Origin of the sequence: Desulfomonile tiedjei DSM 6799 (genome assembly GCF_000266945.1) — a bacterium.
Lineage (GTDB): Bacteria > Desulfobacterota > Desulfomonilia > Desulfomonilales > Desulfomonilaceae > Desulfomonile > Desulfomonile tiedjei.
This window is the reverse complement of record NC_018025.1, coordinates 6,266,247-6,280,042: the sequence shown is the minus strand read 5'-3', so window position 1 is coordinate 6,280,042 and position 13,796 is coordinate 6,266,247. Positions and strand designations below refer to the sequence as shown.

Here is a 13,796-nt window from a genome sequence, read left to right as displayed (position 1 = left end):
CGATACAGCAAGAATCATTTCTCTCCGGCGGACAGAAGCTATGGGGTGATGATGACGCTTCACCCCTCGTTGGATTCGAATCGGCACTCCAAAGCGTGTCACAAGCTCATTAATCCCCGTATTCGGGCCGAAACGCCTGTCAGACTGTCTACTCCACTCCCCACGGCCCCGTACAGCCGCTCTTGCATCCGCTGCAGGTCCGCGCCGCTCGGGACTTTCATCTTGTCGAAATCCAAGGAGGTCTTTAGACCGAGATAGTACGTGCGCCCTGCATTCGGGTAGAACTGGTAAACCGGCACTCCCGACGAGAGGTAGTAGTACGACGCCAATGAATACTGGAGATCGTTGATGTTTTGGATGCCGAAGTACAGAGTGGTTAGCCCATCAAAAAACGTCTGAGAAACCGCAAGATCGGCGGTCTTAACCTCGTCAAGGTCTCGCGCCACGTTAAAGTCGTCACCCTGGAAGTATCGCTTTCCCACGTAACGGTAATGTATTGATGCGGAAAATCCCCAGTCTGTGTTGTCATAACTGAGCCACAGGTTGCACATTTCGCCTGGATTCGGGGGAACCCACTTGTCTGTTAAGCGGCCCTGGCTAAAGTCTCTTGGATTTATGCTGTCCGTGCGGTAATAAACTCTCTGTCTGGTGTAATTGCCGTTGAGGGTCCACCGAGGGGTCAAGCGTACCAGTCCTTCGAATTCTATTCCGTCGTGAGCAACAAGCGGGACATTGGCATTCCAACGCCTTGGCGGAGAAAGCCTCACGTCCCAGTCTCCGAGAATCTCATTGTCCATTTCCAGTTCGTAGTATATGAGGCTCGCATAGATGTTCGGAGTGAACCAGTGGCGAATTCCCGCTTCTTCCAAAGTACCCTCTTCAGGTTGCAGGAAATAGATGGAATTCGGATGGGATGTTGATGTGCGACCGGTGTTGATCATTTCAGAGATAGTAGGAAATCGGTAGGTCCGGGAGTGTTTACAATAAATGTTGGAACCGAGTTCACGATCGTACACCAGTCCCAGACTGTAAAAGGCCGCGCTTTTGTTCATGGGATAGCGTTGTCCGACGCGGCCGGTCCCTTGTCGGTTCTGAAAATAGAGGTCCTTGAATTCGTAATTCTCTATCCTGTAACCGAGGCCGAAGATCAATCTGTCCCAGAATCGCATCTGATTGATGACGTAGTATCCGAGGCTTTCTCGATACGTGGAGGTTTCGTTCTTAAAGATGAGAGAATAAGGCGAGGCAGTTGTGCCGCTTCCCGATATTTCTTTGGCTCCTCTGCCGTAAAACCCGTCGTACAGATCTGATCCTAACGTCAAGTCGTTCCGTACAAACCTGTACTGGTCCGTACGGGTGTACTTCAGGGATAGCCCTGAATCGGCCCATCTGATAAACTGGGCTTCTCTGCCGAAATCGGATGCAAATAGATAGCTGTAACTGGCAGTATCGTAGTACCGCTGAAAGCCTTTCACCTCGAAACTGCCGAGCCTCCCCCCATCGTAATACAGGTTGAGAAGCACGTTTTTGTCCACACGTTCGTCAGCGCCGCCATCAGCTCGCCCTTTACTTACGTCCCTCGTGTCGCGCCTGTCCCATCGATCCAACCGGACGTCATCAGGCGCTGCCATTCGTTCCTTGGAATACACGTACGTTACGTCGAATGTGAGTCGAGGTGTGATCTTCCAATTAAGGCTCGGAATTACATTGTACAGTTCCCACGGGCCTGGTCGTCCGACGAATTCTTCGCTCTGACCGTCGCCCCCGTACACTCTGAATCCCTGCTCCGAGTACATACCGCAGAAAATCCCTGCTGCAACCGGACCTCGAACGAGGTTCGTAGCGGCCCACTCGCGCTGGCCGTACCACGAGCGTCCCTCGACACCGAAGTAAGTCCCCGGATTCTGGCGCGGCTTCTTGAGCAAGATATTTATGGAGCCACCGATTGCCTTGTTGCCGAACTGGACAGTTCCGTCACCTCGCATCACTTCAGCCCTGTCGATGATCTCGGGAAAAAGGAACCCTGTGTTTGCTTCACTTCTGGGGATTTCCATGTTCCGGCCTTCAAGAATGATGGCCGTGCGGTTTATCGACGCCGGGGTTGCGGCAAATCCTCGCATGCCGATCTGGGCATTAAACATGTTTGCAGTACTGTAGCCCCCGGCGTATGTGCCTGGAGCTGTTGTGGCCATGTCTACGATTCCCGTTCTCCCTTGAGCAGTGATACCCTGATTTTCCACCACGGTGATGGCCGATGGCACAGTGGCCAGATTGGCGACCCGTCCGGTGGGAGAAACCACCTGACTCGACGTAAGCGGGAAGTCGGAACGCTCCTGGCCTCCGGGTATAGGTTGATCGTAACCGAAGCCTTGGCCGGTCCCCGCACTGCCAGACGTTGGGCGGCGCTCTGGAGGCTCCACCTCGACGCGTTCCAATTGCTGTGAGGGAGTCACTTCCTGAGCAATCGTTAGAGGGGCTTCGATCGCAAGAAGGACTGCGAAGACAAAAAGCAGACAAAGTAATCGTGTATGATGAAAACGCATAGCGTTCATGACTCCTCTTCCATACGACATGGAGCGAGTAGTCGCCCGATGCCGTTGAAACACTTCGGACTGGTGAAGCTGCGTCACCGGCAGACCGCAGGACCTGCTGTTGCAGTCGAGCGGCCCATGTCACCGATGAAACGTCCTCGTTCAGCCAAGGTGAACGGCAGTTGCATCAGTCCTCCGAGAAGGCTTTGAGGAGCGCAAGGCGGCTCTTGGTCGCGCTCCACCACCGCCGGCGGTATAAAAGGAGCACACGGCGGCGGGGAAGCGCAGGGAGGAAGCGGAGCCACTGAAGGTCCGCACGGAGCACAGGTAAGAGCGGGCGGGCACGGAGCCACTGGTTGCGTAATCGGCACCGGGCACTTGGGAGCGAATTGGGGGGCCGCAGGCGGTGGATAGCCGCAGTTCGCCGGATATGGAGGCGGACCGCACGGTCTTTTGGGAGGACACGCGGGGGCGTCCAGCGGGCAAAGCATCTCTGCTACACGAAAAGGGGCAGCTATGGTTGCGCCTATGAGCCCGATAGAATGGCTGATGATAGGTCCGAGAAAACCGGGATCGCGATACACGACAGGTACCGGCCGTGCCCGATCGCATGCTTCCGGGCGAACAGCAATGTCGACTCTGACAGGCATGGGCCGGGAGGGAGCCGCTGCCGCTGGAGGCGGGCAATAGGGCGCCGGTGCACACGTCGGCGGCATATAGGGTTTTGGGGGTTGTGGAACTGGAACAGTCACGTTTACGCTTCTCGCCACCGGTTGCATCTGCCGCTGGGGAGTGCAAGGCCGTACCCCCGGAAGAGAGCCCGGGTAAGCAGTCGGAAAGCTCTGACAAAGAACGGGACCACTCGAAACACACACCATAATGAACAGAGTGAAAACCAAGAAAATGCGCACCATGGCACGACTCTCCAAGCCGGGAAGCCCGGCGAATGAAATCCAATGTGAGAAGGTATTCGTCTCCATTCCGCAGACGGAACTCTGCGGCTGAGAACAACTGTTGATCAGCTCGTTGCTAATTCTTGACCGGAGGTCTGGAGCAGGGGATAATGGCGGGACACGGGAAGCTCAACACCATTCCCGCCGACCCTGGACTCCGTTGCAGCGGGGTCCGGGGTTTTCTGCTTCAGTTTCCCTGGGAAGATTCACCCATTAGTTCACCCAGTGACACAGCGACGTGAACAACGAGACGAACTCGTTGCTACGAATCTTCCGCTTCGACTTATTTTGTGGCACGTTTTTCAGAACCGTAGTATTATGGTGGGAGACTTGTCAAGTCTTTTTTCACGCGGAGACCAGCCATCAGCGGAATTTATGCTGACCGAGAAGAGCACTGCGTTGGCCTTCCAGAAAGCCACAATTCTGACGGAAGGCGACGGAAATCTCCATGAGGAGCCGCGACAAGAGTGTCACTGATTGTCATTCAGAATCTTACGAAGTCTTACAGCACCGGCGCTGGAGAAGTCACTGCGCTCAAGGAGATCAACCTCAACATAGATTGCGGCGAGTTTCTGTCCATCATGGGGCCTTCGGGTTCGGGGAAATCTACGATGATGAATATTCTGGGCTGCCTCGACGTTCCCACGTCCGGGAGGTATCTTCTGGATGGTGAAGATGTCTCCAACCTCGCCCGCGATCAACGCGCCGAACTGCGAAACAAGAAGATCGGTTTCGTTTTTCAGGGATTCAACCTCCTTCCCCGTATCAATGCTTTGCGAAATGTCGAGCTGCCGCTTGTTTACGGACACGTGTCAGCCGCAGGACGCCATAAGGCTGCGCAGGAAGCTCTGACTCTGGTGGGATTGGAGGATCGTGCGCATCACCTTCCGTCTCAACTTTCCGGTGGTCAGCAGCAGAGGGTGGCGATTGCACGAGCTTTGGTGAACAAACCGGACATCATCTTGGCGGACGAGCCCACAGGAAACCTGGACACGCGCACAGGCGCGGACCTTATCGAAGTGTTCAGGACCCTCAATCGCGACCAAGGAATTACCTTCATTCTCGTCACGCATGATCGAGAGATAGGCGCGGTCACCGACAGGACAATCGTCATCCGGGACGGAGTCATTGAGGCAGATGAGCAAATCACGTCTTAAGAAAGCAAGGCCACTCGCTACTGAATAGCACTCGGCCGCACTGAGGAAAGAGAGGAACTGGAATGATCCCTTTGGCTCATTAGCCGGAGGTTGACGGCTCAGACAAAGCGGGAGGGCATATCCTCAGAATCACAATGAAGGTGGAAGCGTACGCATGAAACAAATCGCAGTATATGGAAAAGGTGGTATCGGCAAGTCAACGATCACGACTAATTTGTCGGTGTGTCTGGCCGCATCCGGCCACAAGGTGCTCCAGATCGGCTGTGATCCCAAGCATGACTCCACTCGAATGCTCAATCACGGGAGTCTCCAGCCGACCGTGCTCGATACTTTGAGGGAAAGCGGACCGGCCGGTATCAACCGTGATGACATCGTAAGAACCGGATACGGAGGTGTCCTGACCATTGAGGCGGGCGGGCCAGAACCCGGCATAGGGTGTGCCGGCCGCGGCATCATCTCCATGTTTGAGATTTTGGAAAAACTGGAGGTGATAACCGATGACAAGGAACGCGACTCGCGAAAGGAACATCCAAGGGAGGCCACTGGCCACCTTGACGAAAACACGATCCTGTGGTTCCTTCCAAGCGAGCGTCGCTCCAATGCTGTTCCGAGGTTCAACATGACCACCGTTTACCTTGCATCTCCCCTTGGATTTTCTCCTGAGCTGAAGAGCTATCGTGACAGAATAAAAGCCCGCCTCAAAGAAATCGGTTGCGTGATCTTCGATCCATGGGAACAGGCTTTCGGGGCGATGGTCACCGAGGCCAAGTCCATTACGAACTGGACTGCCGTATCGCGGTACTCGCCAAGGTGGCCACAGATATCGGCCGCATGAATGAGCAGGGCATACGCTGCAGCAATGCTATTCTCGGAGTGCTTGACGGAACGGAGATTGATTCGGGTACGGCATGTGAAATCGGATTCGCCGCGGGCCTGGGCAAAAGATGCTACGGTCTTCGCACAGATTTCCGAGATCTCGGTGACTTTGAGGGGCTTCCCATAAATCTCCAGGTCCTCTATTTCATAAAAACAAGAACTTCCCTTTAGACACCCGTTGCCTCGTGTCATGACAAATCAGGACGATAGCGTCCATCATCACTGCCATTCCGGCTGGAGTCCTTTTGCTCTCGAATGTTTTAGCCATGTTTCCACTCCTTTGTACGGTGGTGGCAAGGAGCGGACGCTCCCTGCCGAATTGGGGTGTAATCTCGCATTCGGGGGATAGGAGTTCCCGAAAAAGCCAAGAATGAAGACCCATTTGAAGGCGCGAACGCACAATTCCTATTTCCTCATCCTGACCTTCTTCTTGGGTTTCTCCCCTTTCATCCGTCGAGGTTTCCCCCACGCTGAACAGGAAACGTGAATTCAGAGAACCAGTCGTTTTTGGCAACCCTCACAATGGGTTCGTCAAAGAAGTATTTTCCATCGACCTGCCGTGCTGGCTGTAGCCCTTCCAAATAGCTCTTTGCATCACGAGCTACGACTATACCGATTCTCGAAAGTAATCACGGATTGTGAAGAGCAGTTCCCAGCAATTGGTAGCGCCGGCCTCCGTGCCGGCGAACAATTCACCAAACAAATCAATAAGTTCTCGCCGGCAGGGACGCCGGCGCTACTGATTCTTCTCATTGCAGGCATTGGATTCCGTCAAGACTTTCGATAACCGCTATAGGACAGCCTTCGTGGTGGCTGCGTCCTCGTCGTCGGACAAGCGCACGTCGACCCAGTCAAGCATCATGACCGAGCTTGCGCCAAATCTTGCTATGGTTTTCCTGGCCCTATCCAGGACTGCAGCTCTTAGGAGCTTGTCGTGTAAGAGAGGTATTTCTATTTTTGGATTGGGTCCGCCAATGGAAATGACCCGCTTTCCTTTGGAAGGCTCCGGAAAGACCAAGATGGCGGTGCTAAGTTCACCTGTAATGCATCAGCTCAAGCGAAAGCCCTTTCAGGCGCAGGCCGATGCAATACAGGGAACTGTCGAGACCTTACGCACGCATAATCACGTAATGTGTATTGGGGAAATGGGCGTGGGCAAAACGCTCATTGGAGCCGCCGTTCCCAGTCTATTTCCCCGACTTTTTGCGCGTCATATAAATTCTGGCTGTCGGAATGTAGATGATCTGGAGCTGTGAAAGGTAACTATGCTTTTTCTCTCGTTCTCTTGATGGGTGGACTTTCCCGAATGGCCTCTCGCACGCCGTTGCAATTCTCGGACATCCTCTTGTTGCGTACTCTGGTGAATCGACTCCAGTGAATCTGTCCCTGGTCTAGAATGGCATTCCCGTTATTAACAGTTGATAACATTTAAAACCTCTTGACACCACTTAGTACCATGTGACACACTTCTGTCATAAAGAGAGATCTCTTATGAAAAGCGCTCCCTGGGGAGGAGGAAAAGGAATTGGCAGACTATCGCCCAGTTAAGATCGGAGACCTAACCATAGGAGGGTCACTGGGGGCTACATCGGGCCTTGTTGTAGGAAGTATTTTCTACGACAAGCACTCGATTGTTTCTGACGTCTTTGCAGGCGAATTTGACGAAAAGCGTGCGGCAAGATTGGTGGATCGGGTGAACACGCTTTCAGAACGCTACGGCGTGCAGATGGCTTTTGACGTCATCGCCGCGTCTTCGGAAGCCATGGGGAGATTCTTGGAATTCGTCGGCGCACGCACAAGGCTTCCCTTGTTGATCAACTCCACCGAGGCTGAGGTACGTCTCGCCGGACTGGAAGCCGCTACCAAACTCGGGATTCTGGATCGGTGCATCTATGCGTCGCTCAACGAAGACACGGAAGGAGCAGAAATTGAGGCACTGGGACGCCATTTGCCTGCAACGGTCTTGATCCTTGCCAGCAACATCGACAACCCCACACCTGAGGGTTGTTGCGAAATGATCGAGACTCTTTTTCATCCGATGTTGAAAGAGATTGGCTGTTCGGTCCCGATTGTCGATGTGGGCACGATGGACCCCCCATCCATCGGACTGAACTTGCGGGAAATCCAGTCAGTACGCGAACGGTTCGGTTATCCGGCTGGCTGTGCGTTCTCCAATGCCTTTTCGCAATGGACAGCCTTGTACCAACTAGGTCGGGAGTGGATCGATTTGTCCTTGGCAACCGCACTTGTGGCGTGCCGTGCGGCGGGAGGGGATTTTTTGCATTACGGCATCATTGAGAAAGCCACCATGGCTGCCCATGTGGCCGCCACAGCGGAAGTCTTCTATGGCTTTGCGGCCCAGGAGCTGGACGGCCAGAATTTGTCACAAGGACACGCACTATGGAAGATGTTCAAATTGTCCCCAGACAGGAAGTGACAGGTAGCCGGTTACGGCTCGCTCAGTTGCTCGCGGGATCAACATCGGGAAGGCCACTGATCGACCTCGGCACAACCTCTCTTACAGGTATCCGGACCGGTGTCGTTCATGGAGTTCCTGCAGGTCGGGGTACGGCTAATCCGATTCACGCGACTCTGGCATTGGAAGCCACTGATTGCCTCCGGTTGGGATCCGATTTCCTCTGCACCGGTCTGTTGTTCGACGAACCGGAAATCGCGGACGGGCAATGGGCCGACCCATTCGGGGTGCAGTGGTTGTGTGCCGGAAAAACCTTCTCTCCGCTCGGGCATCCTCTGGAAACCGCAGAACTGCTGGAAGTAACACGGCACCCCAGGCCCCTGTGGCTACAGCCCGTACAACACATTGAACCCGAAATCGCAGATCGCAACATCGTGATAGCCGATGCGCCGTGTCCGGGCCTTTTGGATCTGTGTTTTTTACTGCGAAACTCTTGGAAATTCATGGAGGACTGCACCACCAACTGGCAGATGGCTTCGGCTTTACTCGATTGGTCCCTCGAAACCATCGTGGAATCCTATGCCTACATGTTAGGGAAACTCGCCCGAAAGCCCGATGTTATAGTTTACTGCGATGATCTCGGCTTTGGAAACAGCATGTTTTTTTCCCCTTCGGATTTTCGAACCTACATACGTCCTAGGCTGAGAGATTTGCTGACGAGACTGCGGAGTTTGACCTCAGCAGCGATCTGCTTTCACAGTTGTGGGGCCATCAGACCTATTCTCTCAGATATTGCCGATCTCGGGATCGAAATAGTCAACTTGGATACCAGAGCCACAGATATGGGGGTCAGACAAATTCGCCAAGGACTACCGGCATCCGTGGTGCTGCATGTGGCCAATGATCTGTGCGCTCTGGGCGCTGCTCTTGAAGATCAAGACAAGGCCAGCATTGCTTCACTGATAACAGAGTTGGCTCACAGTGTTCCAGTAATTGCAGCCCCCTTGGACAGTCTGTCTTCCATGGAGGAAGTGCTCGACGCTGTACGTGGGGCCACCTTGATACGGAATCTGAGTCATGACGATTTTGATTCTTTCAGGAATGTCGGGCCGATTCGGAGCATCATTGAAGAGGCATCAAGAAAAACCATGTCGGCTCGGCTTCCGAAATTTGATTCGCAACTTATCCACACCGATGCGATCAGTCACTACGCCCCGCTGCCAATCCAGACAGTTAGGAAGGAGGTGGGCCGAAGGGCACGAATTCATTCAATGAGAGGGCAGAAGGTGCTTTGAGCACACCGAAAACAACAACTACCAACCAACGGAGTGAAGCAAAATGAGCGTTTCAAAGATGACCAGTCGAGAAAGAGTTTTTGCGGCAGTCACCATGGAGTCATTGCCCGATCAGGTGCCCGTATGCCCACTATTGATGACACGGGGTATTCGAGAAGGGGGCGTTAGGGTCAACGAAGTTCTCCTTGACGGCGAAGCACAAGCAAGAGCCAAGATAAAGGCTCACCAGAAATTCGGTGGGGATGTAGTGATCGCCGGTACCGACCTGTTCACTCCAGTGGAAAATCTGGGTGCGGTCTTGGAATATCTCCCCTACGCCCAGCCTTCCTTAATCTCGCATCCTGCTCCCACCAAAGAGGATTTCTATCGCTTGAAAGAGACCTATACCTCAAAAGGGTTCAACCCCGAAAAGGGGCGCTTGCGTGCCATCCAGGAGGAAATCCGTACATTCGTCAAAGAGGGTTGGAAGGACACCCATGCGCTAGCCACTCCAGTTGGCGGTCCCATCACCACTGCCCAGATGGTGACTGGAACAAGCGAATTTTTCACCTACCTGGCCGACGAGCCGGACTATGCAAAGGAAATTATCGAACTATCGCTCGATTGCGTGAAGAACATCTGCAAAATGATGTTCGAAGCCGGCATCGACGTATGCAACATCCTCGATCCCTTCTGCTCCTGCGACATTCTCCCACCTGACCTCTACCATGAGTTCGGATTGCCCTATCAAAAGGAGTTGTTTGCGTACATCAAGGGAATCGGAGGGATCGGATTCACTCACACCTGCACCTATACTCAGCCAATCTGGCCGGATATCGCCAAGAATGGCTGCTTCAACTTCAACGGCGATATGTACCCTGGCATGGACATTGCGAAACGGACCATCGGCGCTGAAATTTCGCTGATGGGCACTCTTAGTCCTTATTCAACACTTACTCATGGTACACCTCAAGATGTGGCCAACGAGGTGAAGAAACTCGCCGCTGAGGTCGGATATAACGGAGGCTTTATCTGTATGCCGGGTTGCGACATTGACTGGACAGTGCCCGAAGAAAATATGCGCGCCCTGATCGACACATGCGCGGCCATCAAGTATCCCATGGATGTGGAGGCTCTCGGCGACCTGAGCAATGTCTACTTGGCCGGCCATCCGAAACATCCCGGTATGCGCAAGATCTCCACGGAAAACGATCAAATAGTCAGAATGGGCATTGACAAGACCCAGGCTGCAGTGCGGACTCCTGAACAGGAAGTATTTTTCGGTTTGGCCAATGCCATCATGGAATATGACGGGGACAAGGTAGTGGAATGGACAAATAAGGGGTTGGAGCGAGGTTTGCCCCCCCAGCAGATCATTTTCGATGGCCTCTCCCTCGGAATGAAGATGATAGGCGACCTGTATGAACGTAATGAACGCTTCATCACTGACATGTTAAAGGCCGCCAAAGCTATGGAAAAGGCAATGCCCATCCTCACTCCGCTTCTGGAGGCGGCGGGTGCAGGAGTGAGCAAGAAAGAGACTGTGATCATGGGGCTTGTACGTGGAAATACTCAGGACATCGGAAAGAATCTTGTGGTCCTCATGCTCAAGGCCAATGGGTACAATGTTATCGACCTTGGAAAGAACGTGAAACCCGAACAGTTCGTGGAAGCGGCCCAATTCCACAACGCTGTAGCCATCGGCATGTCAGTCATGACCAACTCATCCGTCACCTACGCAGAAGAGACGGTTGAGGCGCTCAAGACCGGAGGTCTAGGTGACAAGTACCTGGTCATGGCCGGTGGAGCAGCCATGAACGAGAAGATTGCTAAACAGATGGGTGTGAAGTACGGCTCTGACGCCAACGCAGCGGTCATGCTCGTAAAGGAGCACCTTGGAGCCGCCGCATAATAATAACCTGTTTTTTTTGTCAAAGCTGAGGAGGGCGTCTTTGGCACTCTCCTCGGCACATTGTCGAAGTTTAAAGCTGATCTGATGGTGGCTGAACACGCTATCTCTATGAACATCCCGTCAGGTAGGACGGAATCTCATGGGGGTCACAAGTGAGAAGGGCTGTATCCGTTTCAGAGGCGAGAAACGATATTGAGACAATGACGGACCAGGAATTGATGACAAAATATGGGTTGTCTGAAGAAGAGCTGAAAGCCTTTTTCGATAGATTCATGAGGGCCTGTGCTGCCGGGCATGAAACGATTGATCTGGAATCATGAAGTCTGATCGGACCTGGGCGAAAGAGAATATCTTCATCGAATTTGCTCTTTCCACCAGTCCCCCCCTTCTTGTTGCCACTCCTGAGTGTGCACTTAGTACACGAATGAGATGGCAATCGACAAAGAGAGGCCAGATTGCAAGTAACGGCAGTTTTGCTACGGACATTGTTGATTTTCGAAGGAAGTCGAGAGAAAGGGATAGTGTCATGCCAATCTACGAGTTCGTGTGTGTCGAATGTGAAGCCAGTCGTGATGTACTCGCGGATACTACGATCAAGAACGAGATGGAACTCATTTGTGTTCACTGCGGCGGAGTGATGAGAGCTGCTCAAGTCTCCAGATTCAGCGTTATCTCTTCCTCTGCCGGCGCAGGCAAAGGGCATGTTCATGCCGATGCAGCCAAGTCCTGCGGACATACGCACGCGTGTCGATGTGCAGTGAAAATGACCAAGACCAACCCATTCCAAGATCGGATAGATTTGGCCCTGGGAAACGTGAAGCCCGAATAAAACAGAAGCTGTTTACCTCAGGTGGATCATTCGGGACAAATGCGGAGCACGGCGGCTGTTCCGTCTAGGATGAGGGTAGCCGCTTCCTTAGTCGGCTCAGAACGTGCCGCACGCGAGGCAGACCGTATGGTACAGAATTCGAAAATATTACTGGACGAGACGAAACCTGCCGAGAAAGTCACCCTTCGGGATGCTTGCCGATGGTGCTTGGGGGCGTTTCTCGGAATCGCAGGACTGGGGCTTGTGGATTTTACTGTCCCTTCCGGCCAAGATTCATTGCTTCTCACAAGCGCTTTTGGCGCATCGGCGGTTCTGGTGTTTGGCAACAGACAACATTTCTTCGCACAGCCCCGGAGCCTCGTTGGAGGACATGTGCTATCAGCTCTTGCGGGCGTCTTATCATTCAAGCTCTTACCAGGACATCCATGGCTTGCTGCGGGCATCGGAACTGCCGCTGCTATTGCGGCTATGCAACTGACCAAAACCCTGCATCCACCGGGCGGAGGTACGGCACTTTTCGCGGTAATTGGCCCTGACAGCATTCATAACATGGGGTTCTCTTACGTTATTGCGCCTGCAGGAGCAGGAGCTTTGTTTCTCTTGTTCACCGCACTTTTGGTAAATAACATAGCCAGCGAGAGGCGTTACCCTGAGTTCTGGATTCATCGAAAACCCGATTGAAGGCAAGTCTAAGCGCTTCAAGGAGAGGCCGAGCTGATGGCCGCTACGGTTCACAGGACCTCAGTTTGTCATCTGGTTTTGCCTGATCGTATTCGGCTAGAGTCCATTGGCTTGTTCCAGATCATCACTGGGTGCCGTCTTTCCTGGTCGTTGCTTGAGGCTCTCAGTGTCAATAGTAATTGTTATTACATGTTAGATCATTGGACGAGAAGTTAAGATGCGTTGACGAAATGGAATTGGAGACGTATATTTTTTATCGAGCCGCTCTCATGCGGTTTGTGGCGGGTGTTCGAGAGAAGCCCGTGATCGTCGAATCCCCCGTGATCCGTGTTGACCGCCTAAGCAATATCCATTCAGGCAGTCAGGGGCAGAGATCTAAGAATGAAGAGTTAGTGCTCAGAGTATATAAGGACCGGAAGTAACGTTATGGACCTTTTGACAGTTGAAGAAGTCGCATCAATTCTGAGAGCGCACACCAACACGGTGTACAAAATGTGCCGTCTGGGCCAACTGCCCGCCGCGAAATTTGGCAAGGAGTGGCGCATCGACAGAGAAAAGCTTGCCGAGTTCATGCAGAAAACAGCAGGGGCCTCTCCTCTACTGCACCGTCGTTCCGCGTCAGTCGAATTTGTTCCTGGCCACACGCTGGCACTGATGGCTGAACAAAATGATGTTTGGGACTTTGAGGCTAGTTTTTTCAGAGAAAATGCTCGAAAGGGATATCTCCTCTTCAAAGCCTGCTGGTGGCAAAAGCCGGAAGAAGTCCGAAAGGTTTTGACAGAGAGAGGGTTTCCCGTAGCCAAATTTGAGGCGGCGGGAGAGATGGTAATTGCAGATCTGGCGAGCATCTGCGAAAGATCTGGCCCTATGGCCGCAGCCGATGCCTGGCGGTCAGCGGCTCACAGAGCCATCGAACGAGGCTATAAAGGAATGATAGGTTCCGGATCCCCTACGTTGGAAGGTTGCTGTTCCCGTGGGGAACTATTCACCTTCGAGGAAGCCTTGGACGGCTTTCTGGATGGGCTCCCGGTTAAAGGAGTTTGCGCCTACCACTTGGGGGGGAAGGCATCCGGGGACTGGAATGCTTTGGTCCGACTGATGAATTTTCACGGGCAGGTTCTGTTCCGCGCAGAAGAAATGGACGTTTCGGCAAAGATTATTTGATCC

The 13,796-nt window shown here is 53.2% G+C and carries 13 protein-coding genes; 10 read left to right on the top strand and 3 right to left on the bottom strand.

The genetic code is table 11. The features are described from left to right. Nucleotides 1–98 precede the first annotated feature (98 nt). Both DESTI_RS27060 and DESTI_RS27055 read right to left on the bottom strand, forming a co-directional pair. Nucleotides 99–2,552 carry a TonB-dependent receptor gene (locus DESTI_RS27060; RefSeq protein WP_237671458.1) on the bottom strand — a complete coding sequence of 818 codons (2,454 nt, stop codon included), beginning with the start codon at nt 2,550–2,552 and terminating at the stop codon, nt 99–101. Between the two features lie 74 nt (nt 2,553–2,626). Continuing rightward, a complete protein-coding gene (locus DESTI_RS27055) occupies nt 2,627–3,445 on the bottom strand; it encodes a hypothetical protein (RefSeq protein ID WP_014813138.1) in 819 nt (272 codons plus the stop codon). A 506-nt stretch (nt 3,446–3,951) separates the two neighbouring features. Between DESTI_RS27055 and DESTI_RS27045 the strand changes: the two genes are divergently transcribed. The 3 genes from DESTI_RS27045 to DESTI_RS31510 all read left to right on the top strand — a co-directional run bounded on the left by DESTI_RS27045 (nt 3,952) and on the right by DESTI_RS31510 (nt 5,688). Continuing rightward, nucleotides 3,952–4,641: an ABC transporter ATP-binding protein gene (locus DESTI_RS27045; RefSeq protein ID WP_014813137.1), complete on the top strand. Its 690-nt coding sequence runs from the start codon at nt 3,952–3,954 to the stop codon at nt 4,639–4,641. 154 nt (nt 4,642–4,795) lie between these two features. After that, nucleotides 4,796–5,476 carry an AAA family ATPase gene (locus DESTI_RS31515; protein ID WP_237671457.1) on the top strand — a complete coding sequence of 227 codons (681 nt, stop codon included), beginning with the start codon at nt 4,796–4,798 and terminating at the stop codon, nt 5,474–5,476. Beyond that, nucleotides 5,371–5,688 (top strand): nucleoside 2-deoxyribosyltransferase, encoded by a 318-nt coding sequence (locus DESTI_RS31510; RefSeq protein WP_336884481.1) that lies wholly within the window; start codon nt 5,371–5,373, stop codon nt 5,686–5,688. The genes DESTI_RS31515 and DESTI_RS31510 overlap by 106 nt, the downstream gene beginning before the upstream one ends. Here the strand turns inward: DESTI_RS31510 and DESTI_RS31660 are convergent. Beyond that, complete coding sequence (locus DESTI_RS31660) at nt 5,663–5,785, bottom strand: hypothetical protein (protein ID WP_272913423.1); 123 nt, start codon at nt 5,783–5,785, stop codon at nt 5,663–5,665. The genes DESTI_RS31510 and DESTI_RS31660 overlap by 26 nt on opposite strands. A 1,257-nt stretch (nt 5,786–7,042) precedes the next feature. On the opposite strand from DESTI_RS31660, the gene DESTI_RS27015 reads away from it, so the two are divergent. The 7 genes from DESTI_RS27015 to DESTI_RS26985 all read left to right on the top strand — a co-directional run bounded on the left by DESTI_RS27015 (nt 7,043) and on the right by DESTI_RS26985 (nt 13,793). Beyond that, the gene (locus DESTI_RS27015) at nt 7,043–7,954 is read left to right on the top strand and encodes a tetrahydromethanopterin S-methyltransferase subunit H family protein (RefSeq protein ID WP_014813134.1); all 912 of its coding nucleotides are present in this window, start codon (nt 7,043–7,045) and stop codon (nt 7,952–7,954) included. Continuing rightward, a complete protein-coding gene (locus DESTI_RS27010; RefSeq protein WP_014813133.1) occupies nt 7,918–9,228 on the top strand; it encodes a uroporphyrinogen decarboxylase family protein in 1,311 nt (436 codons plus the stop codon). The genes DESTI_RS27015 and DESTI_RS27010 overlap by 37 nt, the downstream gene beginning before the upstream one ends. Nucleotides 9,229–9,271: 43 nt before the next feature. Next, nucleotides 9,272–11,119, top strand: coding sequence for an MtaA/CmuA family methyltransferase (locus tag DESTI_RS27005; RefSeq protein ID WP_014813132.1), 1,848 nt, complete (start codon nt 9,272–9,274; stop codon nt 11,117–11,119). Between the two features lie 152 nt (nt 11,120–11,271). After that, nucleotides 11,272–11,439 carry a hypothetical protein gene (locus DESTI_RS31035; protein ID WP_157212290.1) on the top strand — a complete coding sequence of 56 codons (168 nt, stop codon included), beginning with the start codon at nt 11,272–11,274 and terminating at the stop codon, nt 11,437–11,439. Between the two features lie 206 nt (nt 11,440–11,645). Then, nucleotides 11,646–11,948, top strand: coding sequence for an FmdB family zinc ribbon protein (locus DESTI_RS27000; protein ID WP_041287695.1), 303 nt, complete (start codon nt 11,646–11,648; stop codon nt 11,946–11,948). A 126-nt stretch (nt 11,949–12,074) separates the two neighbouring features. Further along, nucleotides 12,075–12,629: an HPP family protein gene (locus tag DESTI_RS26995; RefSeq protein WP_014813130.1), complete on the top strand. Its 555-nt coding sequence runs from the start codon at nt 12,075–12,077 to the stop codon at nt 12,627–12,629. 426 nt (nt 12,630–13,055) lie between these two features. Then, complete coding sequence (locus tag DESTI_RS26985; RefSeq protein ID WP_014813129.1) at nt 13,056–13,793, top strand: helix-turn-helix domain-containing protein; 738 nt, start codon at nt 13,056–13,058, stop codon at nt 13,791–13,793. The last annotated feature ends 3 nt before the right edge of the window (nt 13,794–13,796 follow it).